Annotated in this window: 27 protein-coding genes and 1 riboswitch; of the genes, 8 read left to right on the top strand and 19 right to left on the bottom strand. The window is 49.2% G+C overall.

All coding sequences use genetic code 11. The features are described from left to right. Positions 1–4: 4 nt before the first annotated feature. The 5 genes from ACNA6I_RS04520 to ACNA6I_RS04500 all read right to left on the bottom strand — a co-directional run bounded on the left by ACNA6I_RS04520 (position 5) and on the right by ACNA6I_RS04500 (position 4,337). Entirely contained in the window at positions 5–1,198 is a 1,194-nt protein-coding gene (locus ACNA6I_RS04520; protein WP_048014935.1) for a bifunctional 3,4-dihydroxy-2-butanone-4-phosphate synthase/GTP cyclohydrolase II, read from the bottom strand. Between the two features lie 16 nt (positions 1,199–1,214). Next, positions 1,215–1,868: a riboflavin synthase gene (ribE, locus tag ACNA6I_RS04515; protein WP_416312982.1), complete on the bottom strand. Its 654-nt coding sequence runs from the start codon at positions 1,866–1,868 to the stop codon at positions 1,215–1,217. Further along, entirely contained in the window at positions 1,850–2,977 is a 1,128-nt protein-coding gene (gene ribD / locus ACNA6I_RS04510) for a bifunctional diaminohydroxyphosphoribosylaminopyrimidine deaminase/5-amino-6-(5-phosphoribosylamino)uracil reductase RibD (protein WP_148795304.1), read from the bottom strand. Before ribD ends, ribE begins: the two co-directional genes overlap by 19 nt. A gap of 114 nt (positions 2,978–3,091) precedes the next feature. Then, positions 3,092–3,235: riboswitch (FMN riboswitch) on the bottom strand. A gap of 117 nt (positions 3,236–3,352) precedes the next feature. Continuing rightward, positions 3,353–3,559 carry a hypothetical protein gene (locus ACNA6I_RS04505; protein ID WP_156489347.1) on the bottom strand — a complete coding sequence of 69 codons (207 nt, stop codon included), beginning with the start codon at positions 3,557–3,559 and terminating at the stop codon, positions 3,353–3,355. 85 nt (positions 3,560–3,644) lie between these two features. After that, entirely contained in the window at positions 3,645–4,337 is a 693-nt protein-coding gene (locus ACNA6I_RS04500) for a hypothetical protein (RefSeq protein WP_048003845.1), read from the bottom strand. 140 nt (positions 4,338–4,477) lie between these two features. On the opposite strand from ACNA6I_RS04500, the gene ACNA6I_RS04495 reads away from it, so the two are divergent. Continuing rightward, positions 4,478–4,600 (top strand): hypothetical protein, encoded by a 123-nt coding sequence (locus tag ACNA6I_RS04495; RefSeq protein ID WP_262370504.1) that lies wholly within the window; start codon positions 4,478–4,480, stop codon positions 4,598–4,600. Positions 4,601–4,692: 92 nt separating this feature from the next. On the opposite strand, the gene ACNA6I_RS04490 is transcribed toward ACNA6I_RS04495, so the two are convergent. The 4 genes from ACNA6I_RS04490 to ACNA6I_RS04475 all read right to left on the bottom strand — a co-directional run bounded on the left by ACNA6I_RS04490 (position 4,693) and on the right by ACNA6I_RS04475 (position 7,395). Then, a complete protein-coding gene (locus tag ACNA6I_RS04490) occupies positions 4,693–5,541 on the bottom strand; it encodes a patatin-like phospholipase family protein (protein ID WP_416312981.1) in 849 nt (282 codons plus the stop codon). A 12-nt stretch (positions 5,542–5,553) separates the two neighbouring features. After that, positions 5,554–5,955: an NUDIX hydrolase gene (locus tag ACNA6I_RS04485; RefSeq protein ID WP_048003847.1), complete on the bottom strand. Its 402-nt coding sequence runs from the start codon at positions 5,953–5,955 to the stop codon at positions 5,554–5,556. After that, a complete protein-coding gene (locus ACNA6I_RS04480) occupies positions 5,939–6,937 on the bottom strand; it encodes a helix-turn-helix transcriptional regulator (RefSeq protein ID WP_416312980.1) in 999 nt (332 codons plus the stop codon). Before ACNA6I_RS04480 ends, ACNA6I_RS04485 begins: the two co-directional genes overlap by 17 nt. A 134-nt stretch (positions 6,938–7,071) precedes the next feature. Next, positions 7,072–7,395, bottom strand: coding sequence for a DUF4870 domain-containing protein (locus ACNA6I_RS04475; RefSeq protein WP_187427066.1), 324 nt, complete (start codon positions 7,393–7,395; stop codon positions 7,072–7,074). Between the two features lie 176 nt (positions 7,396–7,571). On the opposite strand from ACNA6I_RS04475, the gene ACNA6I_RS04470 reads away from it, so the two are divergent. The 5 genes from ACNA6I_RS04470 (at position 7,572) to ACNA6I_RS04450 (ending at position 11,708) form a co-directional block, all read left to right on the top strand. Continuing rightward, positions 7,572–8,351, top strand: a complete 780-nt coding sequence (locus tag ACNA6I_RS04470; protein WP_416312979.1) for an undecaprenyl-diphosphate phosphatase — start codon at positions 7,572–7,574, stop codon at positions 8,349–8,351. A 13-nt stretch (positions 8,352–8,364) separates the two neighbouring features. Next, entirely contained in the window at positions 8,365–8,964 is a 600-nt protein-coding gene (locus ACNA6I_RS04465) for a DedA family protein (protein WP_048014937.1), read from the top strand. Positions 8,965–9,027: 63 nt separating this feature from the next. Next, complete coding sequence (locus ACNA6I_RS04460) at positions 9,028–10,155, top strand: amidohydrolase (RefSeq protein WP_048014938.1); 1,128 nt, start codon at positions 9,028–9,030, stop codon at positions 10,153–10,155. Between the two features lie 375 nt (positions 10,156–10,530). Then, the gene (locus ACNA6I_RS04455) at positions 10,531–11,082 is read left to right on the top strand and encodes a GNAT family N-acetyltransferase (protein WP_048003852.1); all 552 of its coding nucleotides are present in this window, start codon (positions 10,531–10,533) and stop codon (positions 11,080–11,082) included. A 107-nt stretch (positions 11,083–11,189) separates the two neighbouring features. After that, a complete protein-coding gene (locus ACNA6I_RS04450) occupies positions 11,190–11,708 on the top strand; it encodes a hypothetical protein (RefSeq protein WP_053072386.1) in 519 nt (172 codons plus the stop codon). A 298-nt stretch (positions 11,709–12,006) separates the two neighbouring features. Here the strand turns inward: ACNA6I_RS04450 and ACNA6I_RS04445 are convergent, their stop codons facing one another. From ACNA6I_RS04445 to ACNA6I_RS04420, 6 genes are all read right to left on the bottom strand, one after another. Next, positions 12,007–12,153: a DUF2639 domain-containing protein gene (locus ACNA6I_RS04445; protein ID WP_416312978.1), complete on the bottom strand. Its 147-nt coding sequence runs from the start codon at positions 12,151–12,153 to the stop codon at positions 12,007–12,009. 59 nt (positions 12,154–12,212) lie between these two features. Continuing rightward, entirely contained in the window at positions 12,213–13,283 is a 1,071-nt protein-coding gene (locus tag ACNA6I_RS04440) for an undecaprenyldiphospho-muramoylpentapeptide beta-N-acetylglucosaminyltransferase (protein WP_048005785.1), read from the bottom strand. A gap of 117 nt (positions 13,284–13,400) precedes the next feature. Continuing rightward, positions 13,401–14,867 (bottom strand): phytoene desaturase family protein, encoded by a 1,467-nt coding sequence (locus ACNA6I_RS04435; protein WP_316247139.1) that lies wholly within the window; start codon positions 14,865–14,867, stop codon positions 13,401–13,403. Then, positions 14,864–15,952: a glycosyltransferase gene (locus tag ACNA6I_RS04430; RefSeq protein ID WP_416313215.1), complete on the bottom strand. Its 1,089-nt coding sequence runs from the start codon at positions 15,950–15,952 to the stop codon at positions 14,864–14,866. Before ACNA6I_RS04430 ends, ACNA6I_RS04435 begins: the two co-directional genes overlap by 4 nt. A 2-nt stretch (positions 15,953–15,954) precedes the next feature. Then, entirely contained in the window at positions 15,955–16,662 is a 708-nt protein-coding gene (locus tag ACNA6I_RS04425) for a lysophospholipid acyltransferase family protein (protein WP_048005787.1), read from the bottom strand. Continuing rightward, the gene (locus ACNA6I_RS04420; RefSeq protein WP_416312977.1) at positions 16,649–17,425 is read right to left on the bottom strand and encodes a carotenoid biosynthesis protein; all 777 of its coding nucleotides are present in this window, start codon (positions 17,423–17,425) and stop codon (positions 16,649–16,651) included. The genes ACNA6I_RS04425 and ACNA6I_RS04420 overlap by 14 nt, the downstream gene beginning before the upstream one ends. 99 nt (positions 17,426–17,524) lie before the next feature. Here ACNA6I_RS04420 and ACNA6I_RS04415 point away from each other — a divergent pair, with 99 nt between their 5' ends. Continuing rightward, positions 17,525–18,886: an MATE family efflux transporter gene (locus ACNA6I_RS04415; RefSeq protein WP_048005789.1), complete on the top strand. Its 1,362-nt coding sequence runs from the start codon at positions 17,525–17,527 to the stop codon at positions 18,884–18,886. A 55-nt stretch (positions 18,887–18,941) separates the two neighbouring features. Here ACNA6I_RS04415 and ACNA6I_RS04410 read toward each other — a convergent pair whose 3' ends face one another. The 3 genes from ACNA6I_RS04410 to ACNA6I_RS04400 form a co-directional block, all read right to left on the bottom strand. Beyond that, positions 18,942–19,724, bottom strand: coding sequence for an SDR family oxidoreductase (locus ACNA6I_RS04410; RefSeq protein ID WP_048006356.1), 783 nt, complete (start codon positions 19,722–19,724; stop codon positions 18,942–18,944). Between the two features lie 135 nt (positions 19,725–19,859). Beyond that, on the bottom strand, positions 19,860–20,657 hold the full coding sequence (locus ACNA6I_RS04405) for a CAP domain-containing protein (protein WP_416312976.1): 798 nt from the start codon (positions 20,655–20,657) through the stop codon (positions 19,860–19,862). Between the two features lie 323 nt (positions 20,658–20,980). Further along, positions 20,981–21,247: a hypothetical protein gene (locus ACNA6I_RS04400; RefSeq protein ID WP_148795313.1), complete on the bottom strand. Its 267-nt coding sequence runs from the start codon at positions 21,245–21,247 to the stop codon at positions 20,981–20,983. Positions 21,248–21,319: 72 nt separating this feature from the next. On the opposite strand from ACNA6I_RS04400, the gene ACNA6I_RS04395 reads away from it, so the two are divergent. Further along, positions 21,320–21,562 (top strand): hypothetical protein, encoded by a 243-nt coding sequence (locus ACNA6I_RS04395; RefSeq protein ID WP_048005792.1) that lies wholly within the window; start codon positions 21,320–21,322, stop codon positions 21,560–21,562. 52 nt (positions 21,563–21,614) lie between these two features. On the opposite strand, the gene ACNA6I_RS04390 is transcribed toward ACNA6I_RS04395, so the two are convergent. Further along, positions 21,615–23,216, bottom strand: a complete 1,602-nt coding sequence (locus tag ACNA6I_RS04390; RefSeq protein WP_048005793.1) for an MDR family MFS transporter — start codon at positions 23,214–23,216, stop codon at positions 21,615–21,617. Positions 23,217–23,233 lie beyond the last annotated feature (17 nt).

The following is a 23,233-nucleotide window of genomic DNA, read 5'->3' as shown; positions in this document are numbered from 1 at the left end:
ATGTTTAGAATTTTAATAAGTGCCCAAGCTTAGCTTGTTTGGTTTTTAAATATTTTTCATTTGCTTCCTTGAAAGGGAGCTGGATCGGCACCCGCTCGGAAATGGTGAGACCATAGCCTTTGATCCCCGCAATCTTCCTGGGGTTATTGGTCAGTAGCCTCATTTTCTTCACCCCGAGATCTCTCAGGATCTGGGCACCGATTCCATATTCCCTCAGATCGGCATCAAAGCCGAGCTTATGATTCGCTTCCACGGTGTCATAGCCTTCTTCCTGAAGCTTATACGCTTTCAGCTTGTTGATCAGTCCGATTCCTCGTCCTTCCTGCCTCATGTACAACAGGAGCCCTTTCCCTTCATGTTCGATCTGGGTCAGTGCCGTTGCAAGCTGGGGACCGCAGTCACAGCGGTTGGACCCGAATACATCACCTGTGAGGCATTCCGAGTGGACCCTGACAAGGACCTCCTCTTCTTCGGTCCATTCCCCTTTCATAAGGGCAACGTGCTCTTTGCCTGTGAGGACCTCTGTATAACCGATCGCCTTGAAATCACCGAAATCTGTCGGCAGACTGATCTCCACCTCGCGATTGATCAGCTTGTCCTCCTTCCTCCGGAATCGGATGAGCTCTTCGATCGTGATGAAGGAAAGGTCCCACTTCTCAGCAAGGACCTTGAGGTCGGGGACCCTCGCCATACTGCCATCCTCATTCATGATTTCACAGATCACCCCTGCGGGTGTCGAACCTGCAAGGCGGGCGAGATCGACGGCTGCTTCCGTATGTCCCGCCCTTTTTAACACACCACCGGGTTTTGCCACAAGTGGGAACACATGCCCCGGGCGCTTAAAATCCTCTGGCTTCGAGTGCGGATTCACTAATTCTTTGATGGTATGGGCGCGTTCGAATGCGCTGATCCCCGTCTTTGCAGAAGCATGATCGACGCTTATCGTGAATGCTGTCCCGTGATGATCCGTATTGGTCGAAGTCATCTGATTCAAATGGAGCCGGCCTGCAATCTCCTCATCTACGGGTGTGCAGATCAACCCCCGCCCTTCCCTGGCCATGAAATTGATGACCTCCGGCGTGACACCTTCAGCAAGGGCGACAAAATCCCCTTCATTTTCCCTGTTCTCATCATCGATGACGATGACGGGTTTACCTTCGCGGAGATCGCGGATGGCTTCTTCGATTGTGTTGAACATCCTATTCCCTCCCTGGTTAGTCAGCGAAGCCATGATCGGATAGGAAATCATAGCTCAAGCTTTTCTTTGCTGTTGTTTCAGTTTCCTTTGTAAAAAATCGGTGGATATACTTTGCCATCATGTCACACTCGATGTTGACCTCATCACCGATCTTCTTGGATCCGAGGACCGTGTCTTCTTTCGTTTGTGGAATAAGAGAGACCGTGATGGAATCATCTGTGATGCCGAATACGGTCAGGGACGTACCGTCGATGGCGACGGATCCTTTCTGGACAAAGAACACAGAAAGGTCCGAAGGGATTTTGATGGTGACGTAAAGGGCATTTTCCAGTTCCTGCAGGCTTTTGATGGTGCCGACTGCATCCACGTGGCCGTTGACGAAGTGACCGCCGAACCTGCCTCCTGCCGCCATCGCACGCTCAAGGTTCACCCGGGTTCCCGTTTTAAGGTTCCTGAGGGACGTCCCTTTGAAGGTTTCTGGCATCACATCTGCTGTAAACTCATTTTTTGAAAATGTGGTGACCGTCAGGCATACTCCGTTCACCGATATACTGTCTCCGATTGCCACATCACCCAGGACCTTTCCTGCAGCAAGCTTCAGCTCCATGGAAGAGGCGGATGAACGTACGGCCTTCACACTGCCGATTTCTTCTATGATTCCTGTGAACATGCTCGACCTTCCTTTCTTTCCTGGGGTACCGCGGTAATCTTAATGTCTTTCCCGATTGTTTCGATACTTTGGATCTCCACGGGGAGCCCTTCGGCTATGGATGGGAAACCATCTCCGCCGAAGCTTGGGAACGAGTTCCGTCCTCCGAGCAGTTTCGGGGCCATATAAAGGATGAGCTCCTGGAAGGCCTCCTCCTGAAGGAAGCTGCCGTGAATGCTGCTTCCACCTTCTACATAAACCGAGGTAATCGATTTTTTTCCAAGCTCACCGACAAGCTCTTTCATGGTGATGGCCGGACTTGATAGGGAGAGTATTTCACATCCCTCCTGAATGTATGCCTGCTTACGAAACTCAGGCACCTCACATCCTGTGATGAGGATGGTCGGGCTTTGACGATCTTGAATGATATGGGAGTGAATCGGGGTACGCAGGTGCGTATCCACGATAAGTCGAATGGGGTTTTTTCCACCTTGGGGCAAACGGGTGGTCAGGTGCGGATTGTCTTGAATGATGGTGTTGACTCCAACTACTATCGCGTCATGCCGGTGACGATCATAGTGGACGTCCAGTCTTGATTGTTGCGATGTGATCCATTTACTTTCTCCGGACGAAGAGGCAGTCTTGCCGTCCAATGTCACGGCGGACTTCAGCGTCACAAAGGGTGTGCCTGTCCGGATGAAGTGGAAGAAATGCTTATTGAGCTCAAGGGCTTCTGACTCTCCCATGCCGAGGTGGACATCAATGCCTGCTTCCTTCAACCGCTCGATTCCCCTCCCTCCTACAAGAGGATTGGGATCCTTGCAAGCGATGAAAACGCGTTTGATCCCGCTCTCGATGATCAGGTTTGCACACGGAGGCGTACGCCCGTGATGGGAACAAGGCTCGAGGGTCACATATATATCTGCCCCTTCGGCTTTATCACCCGCTTCCCTGATTGCATGGACCTCTGCATGAGGGCCGCCTGCCTTGAGATGCGATCCGGTGCCCACAATGGAACCATCTTTAACCACCACTGCTCCCACGACCGGGTTTGGTGAGGTCTGTCCTTGAGTGGCCCTTGCCAGTTGAAGGGCAAGGTTCATGTATTCATTGAGTTCCAATTTCTTCATTCACCTCCTGATTCATTCATAAAAAAACCCCAAGAACGTAGTCTTGGGGGAAGTTTGGCATGACGAAATAAAGCATCTATCCTGATCGTTTAAAAAATCAGTGATACACACTTGCCGTTCCTTCTCCCATCCAGACTTTCACTGTCGGCTTTGGAGTTTCACCAAATCCACCGTCTAATAACCATTAGCCGGGTCACGGACTGAGAGCATACGCTCATCACCGCCGGTAGGGAATTCCACCCTGCCCCGAAGGAAACCTATTCGATTATGTACTGATTATCACCTCAACACAAATTGATTGTCAAGCATTGAGTTTTTTGCCTCAGCTGCGTGATATCACTCGATCTACCTGTTGCGGACGGGATCTCGGTGCCCTCATGCGCCGAATTTCCTATCCCTGATCATCCCCGCTGAAAGGATATTCTCACGCCGGAACATCCTGATCCCCCGCTTCGTATGACAGTAGGCACGAACATGGGTAGCGGTTATGGACACAACGTGTATGACCCTCTCACTCAGCCGGGATTGACGGTCGATATAGATGATTTTCAATAGTATATCTTCTTCGATCGCTTTTCTCATCAAGGGGTCCATAAGCCCACTCCATTCTGCCTGGTATGAGCTGATTATATACGAACGTACGTTCTTTTTCAAGTGGGCGGTTTTCTTATGGCGTGATATAGAACTCCTGATCAAGATGCCAAAGAAAGGCGAATAACCAGTCCAATTCATCCGAGTAGGATTCATACATCGTAATCAAGGTGTGGTGGGCATCAAAAATGGCATGGAGGTTCGTCGGCAGAATCCCGGTTTGGATGGCAAACATATTTACGCCATTAAAGTTCAGTATCCACTTTTCGGCCCCCTTATAAATCAGGATTTTATCATTCTCAAGGCTTCTCCACTCGAGAGCGGTCCGGCTGGCGTATTTTAAGATGAACCGTTTTCCCACGGAATGATCCATGTTCAGGACCCGCTTTCTCTTTAAAATCGGAAGGGGATCTTTATTTTCCCTGTAAAAGGCGTAATCTTTTCTGGGACTGAGGGGCTGCTGCCGATGGATGGCATACTTCACCCATCCATTGGTCTTCACAAAAAAATACCCTTCCTTCGTTGAGACCCCAATCAGTGTGCTGCTTGATACCGGCAATTCGCGGAACCAGATTCGGTACGCTTTCCTCAACTCCCTGTTCATACTGACTGAAAGATACAGATTGGAACAGGCAGGTATGAAAATCAACAGGGGAAAATAGAAAAGGTCATGCATGACGAGGAGCATGCCGACACCGACCAGGAAGTACATCGTTCCCCTGAAAAGGAGGGTATACTGCTCGTTCTTGTAGATTTGATAGAGATTCATTTAAGCCCGTCCTTTCAAGCAGGAATCACTACTATGCTATGAACCATCCATCACATGCAGAACAGAAAAGAAGTTGGGTCAACACGAAAAAGGTACCATGACATGACGAACCCGATCAATGCAGGTTCTTTATACCGCTCATGATTTCCGGGAAAGACTTCGGGGAGCCCGTGAGCCTCCTCGGCAAGCCTGCGGGATCTCACATCAGCTACTCTTCCAGCAGGAGTCTTCGTCTTGCACTCCAGCTGGAAACAATGATCTGAATGGTCACAGGAAACAAACTAAAAACCCGAATTCAAGTGCCTGACTGTAGGCAATTGAATTCGGGCTTTACTAAACACGTTTGTCCCAGCTCTTATGTCCACGATAAAATCCGGTTCAGCTGTGCTTCTGCGTCTCGATACCCCTGTTGGTAAAGAGCATCCAGTTTAGCAGGGTTTTTCTCGATCCTGCTTACTTGGAGTGGTTCCTGGGGCTGGATGATGATGACTTCCCCCCTCCGCTCTTTTTCCTCGAGTTCAGCAATCGTTTGGTTGTAATGAAGATACCGATTTTTCAGTGCATGGTACAAATGAGGATACTGGGGATATTTCCTCTTCACGAAATAAGAGAACCGGGACGGTTTTTTCATATACCCACGGTTCCGCGTCAAAATGACTACATTCTTCTTATATCCATCCCGTTCTGCCTGCTGGAAAGGCACTGGATCGCTGATGCCGCCATCGAGCAGTTCGTGGCCAGATAAGTTCACGATGGGCGCTACAAATGGAAGGGAACTGGACGCCCTGATCGCTGTGAGGAGCTCGTCCCCATAGTCACTCCTTCGGAAATACTGAGGTTTTCCTGTTGCACAGTTGGTCGTCCCGATCACGAATTCACTCTCATTTGATGCGAACGCATCGAAATCGAACGGCACGATTTTCCTCGGAATCTCTTCAAAAACATAGTCCATCCCGAAAAGTTCCCCGGTCTTCCAGTAATTCCTCCAGGACAGATAGCGGGGGTCATGGATGAAATCGACATTGACCTTGCGATTCCTCCCTTTTTGTCTCGATAGGTAGGATGCGGCGTTACACGCCCCGGCCGATACCCCGATCACATAAGGAAAGTCCACTCCCTGCTCAAGGAAGTATTCAAGGGCACCTGCCGTATAGATCCCACGCATGCCCCCGCCTTCCAATACAAGTCCTCCGTTGATCATCATGATGGTTCCTCCTTACCGATTCACTAGTAACGATTTCACTTGCTCGGGGTAAAGGGGAATAGACACCGCTTCGTCCAGCGGCATCCAGACGGGCTCATAGCTGCCGCTTGAATGCCCTGAGTACTCATACCCTTCCCCTGTTCCGAACGTCCCTTCATATTTTCCCACAAGAAAATAATGATGGATACCATTTTGCTTGAACATCATGCAGGGCTGTAGGGACGCAACCGTTATCCCAAGCTCCTCTTGTGCTTCCCTTCGTGCGGCTTCCAGCGGTGTCTCACCTGATTCGATCCCGCCTCCCGGAATCACGTAGTAGATGCTGCCGCCCTTCACGCGTTTGATCAAGGCGATGCAGCCGTCCTCGATTAGGAGTACCCCTGCCCGGTCCCTCGCATCACGATTCACGATCATATAACCGGTGGAGGTTTTCCACCTCTTCTTTCACGGTCTCCTGAAGGGTTTTCGGTGACAGGACCATCATCTTGGATGCAAATCCGAGGATCCAGTTCACCAGGCCGTCGCTTATCCGGGCTTTGGTTGTAAGGATGAAATGGTCTTCTCCGTCGCGGGTCGTCGAGATGTCCTTGCCGAACTTATCGATGATCACATTGATCAAGTTGTTGCGGCAGCGGATCTTGATCCATTCTTCATCCCCTGCAAACATATGGAATGTTGACTGTGTATAGCTTGAAACATCAAACGATTCATAGGCGAAGGTTTCATCCGATTCCATTACATTCTGAAGCCTGTCCACCCGGTAATGACGGATTTCTTCCGCCTCGAAATAATAAGCGATCAAGTAATAGAAATCATTCGCCCACGCGAGGGCATAGGGTTTCACACGGTAGACCCGTCCTTCATGGCTGAGCTGGAATTTCTTATCCACATCGTATCGCCCATACTGAAAGGTGATGACCCTCCTTTGTTCGATGGCTTCATGGATTTTATGTATCGCGAGGCGGATATAGGGGTTTTCGCTTTTGATCGACGAATCGATCTGAATTTCATTTTGGAGCTTCTTCCCCTGATGGGTACTTGTCAGCCGGCGGATCTTCCCTGTCAGCTGACGGGTTTCTTTCCTCGAGATGAATTTCGCCGATACGACTGCGTCGATGAGCATGCGAAGCTCGTACAGTTCGAAGAGGCGGTACTGATGGCTATAGTACTTCGGCATCCCTTCTTTTTCCTGATTCACGGTGATATCGAATCCATTCTGAATCAGATGCTCCATATCATCTTTGAGTGAATGTTTATTCAACTTCACATCGGGACCATATTGCTGCTTGAAGCGATAGATAAGATCATCCAGGGTCTTCTGCCTTTCTTCATCCGTCTCTTCGCTCAAGATCTGCCTCAATTGAAGCAACCGGTCTTTGTTATCCAGTCTTGTCAATGTCCTCCCCCTGTTCCCCGGCTGTGCCGGCTGGAGCGTATTATCTCCTAGTGGATTCTATAAAGTTATCAATCTAAGGGTAAATTTGTCAATGCGTAAAGAAAAAAGCCCCTGTAGAAACAGGGGCTTTTGACTTATTTGATGAAACGGATGACGGTCGGGATCCGGTATGTTTCCCCTCCGTATGATTTAACGGCCGCGATGATGGTGAAGACGAAGGCCAAGATTCCTACCACCGGAAGAAGGACAAATCCGATGAGGATGAGCATCAACAGACTTGCTACGATACTGTAAATCGTATAAGAGATAAGGAAGTTGAGGTATTCCTTACCGTGGAAATCCACAAATTCCGAGTCCTCCCTCTTCATCAGCCAGATGATCAAGGGGCCGATGAAGGTTGTGAAGAAGCTTGTCAAATAGATTAGCATCGCCATGAGTTTTTCGTCACTTGTAGGCATAGGTCTTTCCATAAATTCTCATTCCTCCATAAAAAAATAATAAGTTCATATATATGTACGCATGAATCAATCAAAAGTTTCACAGATTGGAAAACTTTCATAGATTAGACTCTTTTTGAATATAAGTGAATGGAATGAGTTTGTCCATACCATTAGGGAAGAAAGGCGGTCTTGTGTTGAGTAAATTAGAAGCATTCATTCTCGGGATCATCCAGGGGCTGACGGAATTCCTGCCCATTTCGAGCACGGGGCATCTTTACCTCGGGAGGCTTGCCTTCGGACTGGAGGAGGCCGGTCTATTCCTCGATACGATGCTTCATATCGGGACGCTTATCGCCGTCCTTGTGGTGTATCAAAAAGAGCTTCTTCACATGATCCGGCATCCGTTTTCAAAACTATCATTGATTCTTATCATCGGCACGGTACCGGCTGTCATCGTCGGCCTGCTTTTCAAGGATTTTTTCGACAGCATCTCTAAAAACGGTGTCACCATCGGGTGGGAATTCATTGCGACGGGGTGCATCATGTATTTCGCTGACAATGTGAAAGGCGGGTACAAGAAACGGCAGGATCTAACCTATACCGATGCCTTGGTGATCGGGAGCTTCCAGGCTGCTGCCATCTTTCCTGCCCTTAGCCGTTCGGGGCTTACCATTGCTGCAGGGCTCATCCGGAAGCTAGACCGGGAGACAGCCGCTTATTTTTCTTTCCTGCTCTCCACTCCCGCTATACTCGGGGGCATCGTCCTGCAAGGAAAAGACTTGTTCAGCGGCCACACCGAAGCCATCAGCTTCACAAGCCTCCTCATCGGGACAGTGAGTGCAGGGCTCTTCGGATATTTCGCCATCGTCGGGATGATCAATTTTCTCAAGAAACGGTCACTGAAAGTATTCTCATATTATGTTTGGGCCCTGGGTATCGCCATTTTGATCCTGCAGTTTACGGGAGTCCTTTAGGAGGTGGATGATCATGGATACGGATTGGATCCTTCAGCTCTTATCCACGCTGGGTGACTGGGGGTATATCGGGGTGGCGGCGGCCCTCATGGTCGAAGTGATCCCGAGCGAGCTGGTCCTCGGCTATGCCGGCTATCTTGTTCATGCCGGACAGATTAGTCTTGTGGGAGCTATGCTGAGCGGGATGATCGGAGGGACCCTTGCTCAGGTTTTCTTATACTGGCTCGGCCGCTATGGTGGACGCCCGTTTTTTGATCGATATGGAAAATTCCTTCTCATGCCTCCCCGGCATATCGAGGCCGCTGAGAAATGGTTTGAAAAACACGGGACCTTCGTCGTTTTCACGGCCCGGTTCATCCCGGTTGTACGTCATGCCATCAGTATACCGGCGGGGATGTCGAGGATGCCCCTCTCTTCTTTCTGTTTGTATACCTTTGCCGCCATGTTTCCTTGGACGCTCCTGTTCCTGCTTGTCGGCATGCAGCTCGGTACACACTGGCAGCACATCGAAGTGATCGGCGTACGGTACATCAAACCCTTGGCCGCAATTGCCATCGGTGGGATATCGCTCTACGTATTGTTTACTTTCTTGCGGAGCCGGAAGAGAAGATGACTTCTATTATCAGGCAGGATTGATTACAATAGAACTATTACCTGATAAGGAAGGGACGACCTTATGAATCGATTACTCTTAACCAATGCAACCATCTACCCCATCTCAAGTCCTCCGATTCAAAATGGCTCCGTGTTGATCGAGGACGGCATCATCAGGCAGGTGTATGCACGTGCCTTCGAGGCCACGGATATCCCTTGGATCGACTGCGGGGGGCGGCATCTTCTCCCAGGGCTTATCGATGCCCATACCCATCTGGGATTATATGATGAAGGGACGGGCTGGGCGGGGAATGACGCCAACGAAACCATCGAGCCCATGACTCCCCACGTCCGGGCATTCGACGGTGTCTACCCCCTTGACCCCGGGTTTACAGACGCACTGAAGTACGGGGTGACGACGGTCAATGTGATGCCCGGAAGCGCCAATGTCATCGGGGGCACCACATCTGTCATCAAAACGTTCGGTTCGAACATCAGCTCCATGATCGTCAGGAAGACATCGGGACTGAAGCTTGCACTCGGGGAGAATCCCAAACGGATCCACAGTAACGGGAACAATGATTCCATCACGCGCATGGGCATCATGGGCATGCTCAGGGAAGCTTTCTTCACTGCAAAATATTGTGACCATCCCGATGACCTCCGGGTTGCCCCGCTGGTGGCTGCACTGAAGCGGGAGATCCCGGTCCGCATTCATGCCCACAGGGCAGACGATATCCTGTCAGCCATCCGGTTCGCCGATGAGTTCAACCTCGACCTACGTATCGAACATTGTACGGAAGGTCATCTCATTGCCCAGGAACTCCAGGGACGGAATCTTAAAGTATCCGTCGGTCCGACCTTCACGAGGCGTTCCAAGGTGGAACTGAAGAATAAAAGCTGGATGACCTATCAAAAATTGACGGAAGCAGGCGTCGAAGTGTCGATCACTACGGACCACCCTTATACGCCGATTCAGTATTTGAATATGTGCGCTGCCATCGCTGTGAGGGAAGGACTCGATGAAGGGAAGGCCCTGGAGGGAATCACCCTCGCTCCTGCCAGGAACCTTGGCGTATCGGACCGTGTCGGCAGCATTGAAGCCGGGAAGGATGCTGATCTTGTCCTCTGGACCCATCATCCGTTCCATTTCATGGCGAAACCCGTGCTCACATTGGTGAATGGACGGACGGCTTTCAGCAACCTATAAAAGGGCGCGGACGGATTGATTTCAATCCCCTCCATCCCTTGTGACGCATAGGATTGACGGATTTCCCTTCCTGTTTTTTCGACCTTTACAATCTTAAAAAAATAAATACAAAAAAACAGCATTTACCCTATTCCCTTTTTGTCGATTATCTTATATGATACAGAAAGGATATAGAATATTTCCTATTACATTGTTCTGAACACGCGATCTATTTATAGATAGGGCGATTGTAATGGAGGGAAGGCAAAAGGTGCGCCACCAGTTTCTTGACTGGTCTTAGTGGGTTCGATTCCCACCCCGAAATTTTTTAGTTACCATTTAAAAATTTCGAGGGTGGATCGTTCACAACGGGACTGCCCTCAAGGAGGGTCTACTATGATCAAGAGACGGGACCTTAATGAGTGTCATGAACTATTCGACCTCATGGTGCATCCGGATGTCTTCCCTTTTGTGCGTCAAAAAGCACATTCCTATGAAGAACTGTTATTCTTGACGAAACAAACCATTGAAGCAGAAGACCGCGGCGAGCTCATCTCCCGCACCATCACCGATGAATGGGGCAACCCCATCGGAACCATCAACCTTTACGACATCCAGGAAGGCGCCGGGTTCCTCGGGACATGGTTAGGTAAGCCCTATCACGGGAAAGGCTATAATCAACCTGCAAAGGATGCTTTTTTCCACGAGCTATTCTATGAACTCGGTATGGAAACGATTTTCATGAGGATCCGCAAAGTGAATGCGCGGTCAAGAAAAGCGGCTGAAAAACTGCCTTATGTCGTCAATGCGAACGAAACGAGGGCATCCCTATACGCTCAGCTCAATGCGGCGGAAGATGTCTATGACCTATACGAAATTCCCAAAGACCTCTATACGCTTTACCTTTATCAGCAGGAGCAGGCTGAAGAAGAGGCTATGGAAGCTTGAAATGAAGACACCGGCCAGCCGGTGTCTATTTTTTTGCATTCTCCCTATACATAATTCCCCCTTCTGTCAGGCAAACTGTCTGTAAAGTGTTAAGGAGGGGCATTCCTATGATTCTTCGCGTACTTCTCGTCATCCTGTCTTGGTTCAGCTTGATCTTTCTGCGGCGGACGGATATTCTTCGTTATTCACCGGCAGCCATCCTGGTGTCATTCATCTTGACTGTCGTTTCCTTCATCAATCCTGTGCTTAAACTTTGGAAGGTGAAGGGAAATAAGAAGGCACAGGTGTTGGCCGATCTCTCGTTCATCATCGGTCCATTTTTCGCAGCAACCATTTGGGTGTTCAAACTGTCTTTTCACTCTTTCCCCCTATACCTATTCCTGAACGGAGCGGTGAATTACTTTTTTGCCTACCCCATGACGGCATTCTTCCAAAAACAAGGGCTGTACAAGCTTCTGCACATGAATAAGCATGTCTTATACGGCGTGAGCATCCTGTATGCCATCGTCATCTATCTCTATCAGCGCGGCATCGAAAACTTATGCACTGCGCTGAAAGACATTCGCCACAAAAGATTTTCGGATGTTACAAACGATGTCCTCGCCGAAAAGATCTCCAAGGGATAAAACTAATAAGGGAGCCATAAATGACGAACACGATCAGTATAGGTTCCTCATACCGCTCATGATTTCCGTGCAAAACTTCGCTTTCAGCGGCTAGCCCGCGCGCCTCCCCGGCATGCCTGAGGGATCTCACATACGCTACTCTTCCCGCAGGAGTCTTCGTCTTGCACTCCAATCAACCGCTGGAAACAATGAAATCGTAATGGTCATGAAACAAATGAAAAACCCGAACCATACTGCCTGAACGGCAAATGAATTCGGGTTTTTCTATGACTGAAATACGTTTGTCCCAGCCTCTTTGTTAGTTCTTATTTTTCTTTTCGAAATAAAGATTGCGGATGACGAAGGTTTTATAGCTTTCAAGCTTCCGTTTATCAACCGGATGGTGATAAATCCCCATTTTCTTCAGTTCCTGGAGATACCAGCCTTTCGAGTATTGGTACGCCATGCCTCTCTCCCTTTCAACCGTTTGTACAGTTTATGTACATCGGCGGGTGAAAAGACGCATCATTTACTCATGCTGGATAATTCTTCATACATGTCCTGGATGGTATATGCCTTATCGGCGTTTTCCATGGCAGAAACGTACTCATCCCGTTTGCTTTCAAGTTCCTTCACATGTTGAAGGAACGTTTCCGCGGTTACTTCTTCTTCTTCAAGCTTCAGGGCATAGCCATGCTTGACGAATGAGTTGGCATTGAGGATTTGATCCCCCCTGCTCGCTTCACGGGACAGGGGAATCAGAAGCATCGGTTTTTTAAGGGCCAGGAACTCAAAGATGGAATTGGATCCTGCTCTCGAAATGACAAAGTCCGTCATGGCGAGATAATGAGGCAGATCACCTTTGATGAATTCGTACTGTTTGTATCCTGGTTGTTCTATATCGGGTTCTATGTTGCCTTTTCCGCAAATATGGACAATCTGGAAATGATTCAGCAGATCTTCGAGGTTGCTTCTTACGGCTTCATTGATCTTTCTTGCCCCGAGGCTTCCTCCCATGATCATGAGGACCGGCTTCAGATTGTGATATCCGGTCAGGCGGCGCCCTTCCTTTTCATCTCCGGTGAAAAGTTCTTCGCGGATGATGGCACCTGCACAAATCGATTTCTCGGCAGGCAGGACATTCACGGTTTCCGGGAATGTGGTGAAGATCTTGGTCGCAAATGGGACGGCCAGTTTATTTGCAAGGCCTGGCGTCACATCGGATTCGTGGATTGCAACCGGCACCTTGGCGATTTTGGCTGCCATCACAACCGGTACCGACACGAATCCCCCTTTTGAGAAAATGATATCCGGCTTCGTTTTGCGAATGATGGAAAGAGCCTCGAGGACCCCCTTCATCACTCGGAACGGGTCGGAAAAATTCTTCCACGAAAAGTAGCGGCGCAGCTTCCCGCTCGAGATTTCTTTATAAGGAATATGAGGGAATTGATCGGTGATGATTTCTTTTTCAATTCCGTCCTTGGATCCGATATAAGTGATCGCCCAGCCTTCTTTTTCAAAGTGGGGAATGAGCGCTGTATTGACGGTGACATGACCGGCAGAACCCCCGCCTGTAAATAAAATTCGCTTACTCATAGTGATAGACTCCTAACTGTTACTCGATAATGGTGGATGCTCCATTTGGCATCATCATTATACACTTTACCAAAAATACGGCCGGGATAGAACAAAAATTCATGAAGAATACATCAATTATCTCTTTCCTTGACGATTAAGGATGAAATCCGCCACGTTTTTGCCACTGATCGTCACCATTGGTGACCCCCCGCCCGGATGGGTCGTCCCACCGGCGTAATAGAGATTGCGTACATCCCTGCTTACATTGGAGGGCCGCAGGAACGCTTCCGTCATTGTATGGGAGGCAATCCCGTACAGGGCTCCCCGGTAAGCAGAGAATTTCCCCTTGATGGCATCCGGGGTCATCACCTTTTCGAACTCCAGCTGACTCCGGATGGGGATCCCCTTTTGTTCAAGTGCATCATAGATCCTGTTTTTGTACCTCATGACTTCTTCTTCCGTCAGATTCACCGCAGGCGCATTGACCAGGATGAACAAATTGCTACCCTTCGTCACCCCGGGATCGGTGGCAGCGGAATGGCTGATATAGATGGTGGGATCCTTCGGCAGTCTCTTTTTATAGAAGATGTCGTCAAACTCCTCCTTGTAATCATCCGTGAAGAAAACCTGGTGGTGGTGGATATCGGGCTGGAACTCTCGCAACCCTGCTAGGATCACGAATGCCGAGATGGAAGGTTCATAGGCATCAAGCTTCTGATCGGGAGTGGACGGACGGTCACGTTCCTCGAGAAGTTCTTTGGTTGCTGTGATATAATCTCCGTTCACAATCACAAAGTCACCCCTCACCTCTTCACCTGTGGAAGTCATTATGCCCTTCGCTTCCCTTCCCTCGACAAGGATTTTCTTCACCTTCGTTCCGGATCGGATTACTCCCCCGCATTCCTTGAAGAATGTCGAGAATCCTTTGGCGATACCGGTGTTCCCCCCCTGGGTGTAGTACACACCGTCATTCATCTCAAGATGTCCGATCAAGGAGAAGGTTGCCGGACATTTGTATGGAGATGATCCGATATACGTTGCGTAACGATTGAACACTTTCAGTACATCGGGGTGGCGGAAGAACCGTCTGTGGAAATGGTCCATCTTCTCAAGTGGCCTTACTCTTGCGAAATTGGCGGCAAGGGATGGGGACAGATAGTCCCTCCAGGAGTTGAACACACGATAAAAGAATCCTTTCTCAGCAAGACCGTAAAGTCTGTTCACTTCCTCTAGATACGCTTCATACCTCCCTGCTTCTCCGAACTGAGAGAGCGATTCTTTCATCTCACCGGGATCCGATGACTGATAAAGGATCCTTCCGTCCGGAAACACATTCTTTGTATGCCTGGTCAATTTGGTGAAGCGGAAATAGCGATCCGCATCACCACCGGCATCATTGATCACTCTTCTGAAAATGTCCGGCATGGTGATGGTATTCGGTCCGAAATCGAAATGGAATCCGCTCTCATCCACCGGCATCATCTTGCCTCCGGGGTGGACATTTTCGTCGATGATCGTCACATCAAATCCCTTTGATTGAAGGGTGATGCCCGCCGACAGGCCGCCAAGCCCAGAGCCGATTATGATGACTTTCCCACTCAATATGATCTTCCTTTCCAGTTGTACGTTTGTTTTCTGATCCGTTTTACCATGGACGTCCACATGATGGCGATCAGGGCCAGACTAGCCAGTGGCATCAGCCAAAAATGATGGGGAGATTGATTGGATGTCCGGTCGACAATGAACGTCTGGGCCCATACCACGATCAGCGGGAGACAATAGATTGCCTGAAGGCTGATGATCCCGTAGCCGAACAGCGGGAGGGGCATGAAGTAGAAGATGAAATAAAACAAGGAACATAGCCCGACCATGAAGGGATTCTGGCCAAGACCGATATAAATATTCTTGAGGAATCCCTCCCATACTTCACGATTCGTATCGTACATATGGCAGACGGCGTCACCTGTGTTATTGACCAGGGTCGCTTTCCATCCCTTTCTCTTCACCAGCCTGGTGATATGTACATCCTCGAGGAGGGATGATTGAACGGCTTGATGTCCGCCTATGCTTTCATACGCCTCCCTCTTAAAGAACATGAAGGCGCCGTGAGCCGCCGTAAAAGCAGGGAGCGTCGTATAATTTGCCATAGATAAAGGAAGGTGGAAGAATACCAGGAAATGCTGAAAGGGAACGAGTAGTTTCCCGAGGAGCGGCTTGACCGGAAATCGTGGAAAACCCGTGACCAATCCTGATCTGCTGCGGTCCATCTCGTTGAGCACCTTTTCGATCGTATCAGGCGCGATGCGGACGTCGGCATCAAGGAAGAACAAATACTCCCCCTTTGCTTCAATGCTAAGTTGATGGCAGGCATGTACCTTCCCGACCCATCCTTCCGGGAGGGGTTTGCCGGCTATGACCTTGAAAAAGGGATCATCGCCAATCGATTTCTTCAAGAGCTCTGACGTCTGATCGGTCGATCCGTCGTCCAGTATGATGATTTCCAAGGATCGATGAGTAAGACATTTCAAATTTCGAATCAAGGATACGACATTCCGTTCTTCATTGCGCATCGGAATCAAAAGGGAAACAAATGCGGTAGATGGAGAGGCTGCCTTCAACCGGGGAAGGAATGCCAAATTGAGGACGGTCAAGATCATAAATACGATGAGTATGGCAGTGTAGATCACAATCAATTCATTCTATCCTTTCCTTTTAAAAACTGCAGCTTTTCGCTACTTGATGAAAATCCGCCGACCCAGGGGGTGAACGAAGAAAGATCCTCCTCCACCACTTCCGATTTCATCCTATCCAGTTGAGTTTCCATCAACGTCCTTAAGTGGTCGGTCCTTTCTTTCCGTCCGCCATGCAGGGGCGGGGCATCTTTCAATCGAATGAACAGCTCCGGGCGCTGGTGGTGACGGAAGGTATAATAGAATGTGACGAGGACCACCGACACTTCTGGAACTTTTCCTATCAGGTAGCCCGGTCCATTAAAGAATGTAAGGGGACGCTTCTCCACGTGCTCCTCATCCCCTTGAGGGAAGATCCATACCGTTTTATCCTCCTTGAGGCGCTCTTCAGCGTAGCGTAAAGACGCAACCACTTCCCTTGAAGAATCCCGATCCACTGAAAACGCCCCTATTTTCCGGAAGAATCCGTATTCTTCCATCCCTTTGCGGCTCATCATGGCATAGCTGTCCCCTTTCACCACATGCCGGTTCAAATAAAACACCAGTAGCCCGTCCCACCAGCTGGAGTGATTCACGAGCATAAGCCCCTGCCCTTTCCTTTGACGATCATCATCCAGCCAGATCCGGTGAAAATGCTTCTTCAATTGAAAGGTTAAATATCCTGACAGGATCCGTTGGAATGCCGGACTTTTTTTAGGCTCTATCATAGGATTCCCTCCATATCTTCCTGATGATCAACATGATGCCATATACAGTAAGCGTCACGAAGACCGCAAGCCATAGGCCTTCCACCATGGAAGTGACCACGAACATTCCGACGACCATCCCATATAACCACCTCATCCTCCGGCTCCAGCCCTTTGGGAATGACGTATCCCTCAAAAGGTAGTAGAGGATGAATTGGATCACGATAGATACATAGAACCAGCCAAGGAAGTTTTGCGTTGGAATATCATAATAGATGCCGTCCCCCTCCCAGATCCAGTATTGCCTGCCTTTGTAGGCAACTGGATCGATGATGAGATCCATCGTGACCGCAAGGATTGAAGTGGCAATGCTGTACACCAAGGCGTTCTTCACGGTTTTCTTCCCGTTCAGCATCCACTCGAAGTACGCCATACTCGTGAATATGACCATCACCCATGCGAAGCCGATCGTAACGGGGACTCCGAAGAGCTGGATGCCGAAATCTTTTTCATAATGATATGACCCGAAGATCCATCCGTAATGGACTCCGAGTGATTCGGCGGCAATGGTCCCTATGATGATGATGGCAGAAAGCCAGTAACCCATTCCCCTTTTAAATACCATGCCGGCATACAAGACGGCCAGAAATCCCGAAAGATATAAAAAAACGGCATTCGCCCATTGAAGTGCAGGCGGAAGCCAGTCAAGGGAAACAAGCACGAGTCCGACTCCATACCAGACCAAAAATACGATCCACACCCAATTCTTCCATCTATCTTCCACGGCGTTCCCTCTTTTCAAGATTGGATTTTTTCACCTGTCACCCCTATTCTGTGGTACAGTATGATAGTGCATTTTTCGCAGATTAAAGGAGAGTACGCCATGAATGAAACTTCATCCATCCCCCAAAAAATCAAACAGCTAATGGTCATCCTCATCCCCATCCTGATTACTCAGTTGGCGATGTTTTCCATGAATTTTTTCGATACGATCATGTCGGGGAAATATTCCCCAGCGGATCTGGCAGGGGTCGCCATCGGATCATCCCTTTGGGTTCCGATCAGCACCGGTTTGACCGGCATTCTTCTCGCAGTCACACCGATTGTGGCTCAACTGATCGGGGCCAAACAGAAACGGGACGTCCCTTCCACCGTTCTTCAAGGCAGTTATGCCGCCATCTTCTTGTCTATCCTGGTATTCATCATCGGGGCATTGTTGATCAGACCGATCCTGAATGGAATGAATTTGGAGTCGGATGTCCGGGAGGTGGCATATGCGTATCTTGTTGCCATTTCCATTGGGATCCTCCCTCTCTTCCTCTATACGGTCTTCAGGTCATTCATTGATGCACTGGGCATGACCCGTGTGACGATGGTTATTACATTGATGAGCCTGCCGATTAATGTGATCCTGAACTACCTGTTCATCTTCGGTAAGTGGGGATTCCCCGAATTAGGAGGTGCAGGGGCAGGGTATGCTACTGCCATCACCTATTGGGTGATCGCCTTCATCGCCTTTTGGGTGATCCACACGAAGCAGCCCTTTAACGATTACCGGATATTCAGGGTGATTCCGCTTCCTGAATGGAACAAGCTGAAGGAGCTCTTAACGATGGGAGTCCCCATCGGCCTGTCAATCTTTTTTGAGGTTAGCATCTTTTCGGCGGTGACGCTTTTGATGAGCAACTACAGCACGATGGTCATTGCAGCCCATCAGGCAGCCATCAACTTTGCATCCTTCCTGTACATGATCCCCCTCAGCATCTCCATGGCCCTTACGATCGTCGTAGGGTTCGAGATCGGGGCCAAGCGGGTGAAGGATGCGAGAGTTTACAGCTGGATCGGGGTTTCATTCGCCCTTCTCCTTGCCCTTATTTACGGCGCATTGCTCCTTACCTTCAAGTCCGATATTGCATTTTTATATACCGACGACCTCCATGTACGGGAACTGATCGGCCATTTCCTGCTCTATGCTGTGTTCTTCCAGCTCTCAGATGCGGTTCAGGCCCCTGTCCAAGGTGCACTTCGGGGCTATAAGGACGTGAATATCACCTTTGTGATGGCGCTGATTTCCTATTGGGTAATCGGGCTGCCGCTTGGTTATGTACTAGCCAATTACACGGCATGGGGACCGTATGGGTATTGGCTCGGTCTTACATCGGGACTCACCGCCGGGGCCATCACATTATCCATTCGCCTGATTGCCATTCAGCGCAGGTCGATAAAAACAGCCACATCCCGCTAAGTGCTATGAAATCATAGATGAGGAGAGATGAGCCGTTCCGGCTCATCTCTTTTTTTTATAACCCTTCCTGATGAAAGACCTTCCCCAGCACATCCTTCCCCCCTGTCACAGGGATGATCGAGCCGGTGATGAAATCGGATTCCTCACTGCACAGGAAGGCAATGACACGTGATAGGTCTTCTCCCGTGCCCGGGCGCCCCACGGGTGTCGATTCATCTTCCTCTCCCCGTGCTTCACTGATTGAACGTTCCTTCCATTCGGGTACGATGTCACCCGGGCATACCATATTCACCGTGATGCCGTTGGCGGCTTCTTCCATTGCAAGGGTCCTCGTAAAGGATGCAAGCCCCGCCTTGGCAGCTGCAAAGGCAGAGCGGTAGATCCATCCCGGAGCCGTCTCCACGCGGTCATAGCCGAAGGTGACGATCCTACCCCAGCCTTTTCCACGCATATGTGGGATCAAGAGCCTGGTTAAGTAAAACACCGCATTGAGGTTGCCTGCGATGATATAATTCCATTCACCCGGACTGTACTCATCAAACGTCTTTCGATCTTTGACGAAGGGACCTGCGTTGTGTATGAGAATATCGACTCCTTCGACCTCATGTGACAGTTCTTCCACCATCCGGGAACAGTCCGCCTCGTCCGCGATGTCACCCTTGACAGAAAAGACCCTGTTTCCATATGTATCATGAAGCTGTTTTGTAAGCTCCTGCACTTCTTCTTCATGTTTTCGATAATTGAGTATGACGGTGTGTCCTTTTCGGGAAAATTCTTCTGCTGTTTTCTTTCCGATCCCCTTCGAACCACCAGTAATGAACACTACTTTTTCTTTCATCAAGCTAGATCCACTCCACGTCTCACTTTATACCTTAATAGTATGGACCAGAGGGCCGAAATGCAAATGTAAGCTCTTTTTTATTCACAATAAAAACGCCCGGGTACCATACCCGGGCGTTCATTCGTGAATCGATTATTTGCTGATGAATTGTTGTGTCCAGTAGTTACCTTCTTCAACATAACCCACACCGATGTGTGTATAGTCTGAGCTCATGATGTTTTTGCGGTGTCCTTCACTGTTCATCCATGCTTGAACGACTTCTTCAGGTGTCTGTTGACCCTGGGCGATGTTTTCACCGGCCGCTTTGTATTGGATTCCGAATTGCTTCATCATGTCGAATGGAGATCCGTAAGTCGGGCTGTTGTGATCGAAGTAGTTGTTCTTTTGCATATCTTTTGACTTTTCCTTCGCAACCTTGCTCAACTCGGCATCCACTTTCAAAGCAGGAAGTCCTTGTTTCGCACGCTCTTGGTTTGTCAATTCCACTACTTTTTGCTCATACTGGCTCAATTGGCCGCTCTCATCAGAGGCTTTTTGCTCAGATTGCTTTGGTTGTTCCTGCTTTGCAGGTGCCTGTTGCTGCTGAGCTTTTCGCGCTTCTGCTTTTGGTGCATCTGCTTTTGGAGCTTGGGCTTGAGGAGCTTCCGCTTTAGGTGCCTCTGCTTTTGGTGCTTCCTGTTGATTTTCAGGTGCCGGAATGCTACCGTTCATGCAATCTTGTACGTTGATGGCTTTTCCATCCATTTGATATTTTGAAAGGATATCCTGCATCCATTTATTCAAATCTTCTTGATTAGCAAACTGTTGCGCATTCACGTTTGTATTTACTTTAGCCTGGTCCATTCCAGCGGCGTCTGCTTTGCCTCCGGCGAATGGTGCTGCAAGGAATGTAAATGCTGTTGCTGTCGTGATAACCAATTTCTTGTTCATAGGTGTGTGTGCCTCCTTAATGAATGTGTTTTTCCTGGTGCAAAAACATCATACCATCAAGTTTTTGTTACATTTACGGGAGATGTTGGCAGCTCACCGATAATTGTCGGGATTGAAAGACAATTCTCCTCTAGTACTTTAGTAATCACCGAAACTAAAGGGTATAAAGACTCACCGGATGGTTTGCTTTCATTTCCAACACAAGAAATTCATCTCTCCCGCACCTAATAATTACCTGAACAAGAAGATTGACAACTTTATGAACGGCGTTCCTCTGTGACATTTGTTACAGGTTTTTTTCAATGATTTCTATATGAAGCAGCTCAGATCAACTCTGACATGACCAGTATATGACACTGTATCAGTTTCTCTTTTACTTCTGCCGGAAAGGGAGAGTCACTAATTCGTTTGGTGGCCAAATAGAACTTGTCCAACGGTCCCTTTCTGATCCGGGGGTGGCTGAACTCATCCTGAAGCTCCCGCTTGATTGCTTCGCGGAGGACCTCCAGCGGCTCCCTGCCCCCATGCTCGAGGCGGCGGCCCTTATACATGTTCCTATATGCTTCCAGAAGTTCTTCGGATGTCATCATTTCCTCTCCTTTTTACATATTATCTGATTTATCAAGGTACACTATCCATAAAACCCGAAAGGTGGAATCTCGATGTCGACACCATACCGTTGTCCGAGTTGTAAAACAAATCGCACCCGTTTCAACATTATACAGCAGCTCTCTCAGAGTGTTAAACTGGACCCTGCTTCCGGAGAAGTGGTGCAACAATACGAAAGTGGTCAGTTGGAACCCTTTCACCTGGCCTATAATGGACCCGATAAGAAGATTCAATGCGCTGCATGCGGACTTGTGGAAGACGAAATGACCTTTAAAAAGTTCGGGGAGTCCCACTGAGATGGTATCATGAATCCAAAAAGCTGACCCTTTCACAGGATCAGCTTTTTTGTTATTCATTAACAGCTTTTTGTGGTTCGCTCTCTTCTTTATTGCTCATCCGCAAAGGGATTTCCTGGATGAAGAAGGTCAACAGGAACCCGGCGAAGAGGATGATCGCCCCAATAAGGAAGACGTTCGTCAATGCGTAGCTCAGTGCTTCCCTCACACCTGATATGATCGTATCAAATACACCGCTCAGTTCTGAAGGAAGCGTCTTTTCTATTTCTTTGAGCTTGTCGGCACTCATGATCAATTGTGGATCCTGGAGTTTTTCGAGCCCCTTTGCAGCGTCCGGGTTGGACAGGAGGGGCGATTCTTTGACCGCTCCCATCTGCTCACTCATCTTATTCGCCATGGACTGGTTCATGACGGTTCCCATGATGGCCACCCCGATTGTTCCGCCAATTTGACGGAAAAGCTGTGTGGCTGCCGTCGCGACTCCAAGGAACTGGTGGGCAACGGCGTTCTGCACGGTCAGGGTGAAGACCGGGAAGCTAAGCCCGAGTCCGGTGCCGACGATGATGATATTGATCAGGGCCCTGGCATTCGTCGTGTCAGTATCCATGAATGACAAAAGAACCATCCCGCTGCTCATCACAAAAAGTCCGATAAGGGCCAGGAACTTGTATCGCCCCGTTTTGGTGATGATCTGACCGCCGATGGCACTGGCGAGCACCATGCTGAGGGTCATCGGCATCATGACGAGTCCCGACTTGGTGGCGGATGTTCCCATGACCCCCTGAATGAAGAAGGGCATGTACATGATGGCACCGAACATCCCGGCCCCAAGGATGAAACCGATCATATTGGACAGGGTGAAGATCCTGTTTTTAAACAGACCAAGGGGCAGTACCGGATTCGACGCATTCTTCTCAGTGACGATGAAGAGGATCAGTGCGATGATGGCACCTCCAAGGAGGCCGAGTATCTGGACAGACAGCCAATCATAGTCATTCCCGCCCCATGTGAACGCAAGGAGAAGCGGGATGATGGTGAGTGAGAGCATGACGGAGCCCAGATAGTCCACCTTCTGCCCTTTTTTTGCCTTCTGGGATGGAAACATTTTATAAATCATGCCAAAAGCGATGAAGCCTACCGGCAGGAATACCCAGAATACCCAGTGCCAATTGGCATTATCGACGATCCAACCACCCAGGGTTGGCCCAAAGACGCTGGCAAGACCGAAAACCGAACTCATGAGTCCCTGCCATTTCCCGCGCTCTCTCGGAGGGAACAGATCCCCTACTGCAGTGAAGGCCGTGGACATGATCATCCCTGCACCGAAGCCTTGGATGCCCCGGAATAGGATGAGCTGAAAGATCGATCCCGATAGACCATTCAGGAAGGAGCCGACCATGAACACCCCGATTCCGAGAAGGATGAACGGTTTACGCCCGTACATATCCGACAGTTTTCCCACCAGGATGGCCGTGACCGAGCTGGTGAGCATGAAAATGGTGAAGACCCAGCTATAGTAATCCATTCCACCGATTTCGGAAATGATCCTTGGAAGCGCCGTACCGACAATGGTCTGATTCAATGCGGCGAATAACATAGCTGACATGATGGCGATCATGATCATGACTTTCTTTTTATGTTCCAAATGTTCCAATTCATTCCCCTCCTATA

The organism is Rossellomorea sp. FS2, assembly GCF_047915635.1.
GTDB classification, from domain to species: Bacteria; Bacillota; Bacilli; order Bacillales; family Bacillaceae_B; genus Rossellomorea; species Rossellomorea marisflavi_A.
The sequence above is the reverse complement of the archived record's forward strand: the minus strand, read 5'-3'. Positions and strand labels throughout refer to the sequence as shown.

Bases quoted from the DNA above. Each gene is read 5' to 3' on its own strand.
- ACNA6I_RS04520 (WP_048014935.1), bottom strand. From the start codon at position 1,198: ATGTTCAACACAATCGAAGAAGCCATCCGCGATCTCCGCGAAGGTAAA.
- ribE (WP_416312982.1), bottom strand. From the start codon at position 1,868: ATGTTCACAGGAATCATAGAAGAAATCGGCAGTGTGAAGGCCGTACGT.
- ribD (WP_148795304.1), bottom strand. From the start codon at position 2,977: ATGAAGAAATTGGAACTCAATGAATACATGAACCTTGCCCTTCAACTG.
- ACNA6I_RS04505 (WP_156489347.1), bottom strand. From the start codon at position 3,559: ATGAGAAAAGCGATCGAAGAAGATATACTATTGAAAATCATCTATATC.
- ACNA6I_RS04500 (WP_048003845.1), bottom strand. From the start codon at position 4,337: ATGAATCTCTATCAAATCTACAAGAACGAGCAGTATACCCTCCTTTTC.
- ACNA6I_RS04495 (WP_262370504.1), top strand. From the start codon at position 4,478: ATGATTTCCGGGAAAGACTTCGGGGAGCCCGTGAGCCTCCTCGGCAAG.
- ACNA6I_RS04490 (WP_416312981.1), bottom strand. From the start codon at position 5,541: ATGATGATCAACGGAGGACTTGTATTGGAAGGCGGGGGCATGCGTGGG.
- ACNA6I_RS04485 (WP_048003847.1), bottom strand. From the start codon at position 5,955: ATGATCGTGAATCGTGATGCGAGGGACCGGGCAGGGGTACTCCTAATC.
- ACNA6I_RS04475 (WP_187427066.1), bottom strand. From the start codon at position 7,395: ATGCCTACAAGTGACGAAAAACTCATGGCGATGCTAATCTATTTGACA.
- ACNA6I_RS04465 (WP_048014937.1), top strand. From the start codon at position 8,365: ATGGATACGGATTGGATCCTTCAGCTCTTATCCACGCTGGGTGACTGG.
- ACNA6I_RS04460 (WP_048014938.1), top strand. From the start codon at position 9,028: ATGAATCGATTACTCTTAACCAATGCAACCATCTACCCCATCTCAAGT.
- ACNA6I_RS04455 (WP_048003852.1), top strand. From the start codon at position 10,531: ATGATCAAGAGACGGGACCTTAATGAGTGTCATGAACTATTCGACCTC.
- ACNA6I_RS04450 (WP_053072386.1), top strand. From the start codon at position 11,190: ATGATTCTTCGCGTACTTCTCGTCATCCTGTCTTGGTTCAGCTTGATC.
- ACNA6I_RS04445 (WP_416312978.1), bottom strand. From the start codon at position 12,153: ATGGCGTACCAATACTCGAAAGGCTGGTATCTCCAGGAACTGAAGAAA.
- ACNA6I_RS04440 (WP_048005785.1), bottom strand. From the start codon at position 13,283: ATGAGTAAGCGAATTTTATTTACAGGCGGGGGTTCTGCCGGTCATGTC.
- ACNA6I_RS04425 (WP_048005787.1), bottom strand. From the start codon at position 16,662: ATGATAGAGCCTAAAAAAAGTCCGGCATTCCAACGGATCCTGTCAGGA.
- ACNA6I_RS04415 (WP_048005789.1), top strand. From the start codon at position 17,525: ATGAATGAAACTTCATCCATCCCCCAAAAAATCAAACAGCTAATGGTC.
- ACNA6I_RS04410 (WP_048006356.1), bottom strand. From the start codon at position 19,724: ATGAAAGAAAAAGTAGTGTTCATTACTGGTGGTTCGAAGGGGATCGGA.
- ACNA6I_RS04405 (WP_416312976.1), bottom strand. From the start codon at position 20,657: ATGAACAAGAAATTGGTTATCACGACAGCAACAGCATTTACATTCCTT.
- ACNA6I_RS04400 (WP_148795313.1), bottom strand. From the start codon at position 21,247: ATGATGACATCCGAAGAACTTCTGGAAGCATATAGGAACATGTATAAG.
- ACNA6I_RS04395 (WP_048005792.1), top strand. From the start codon at position 21,320: ATGTCGACACCATACCGTTGTCCGAGTTGTAAAACAAATCGCACCCGT.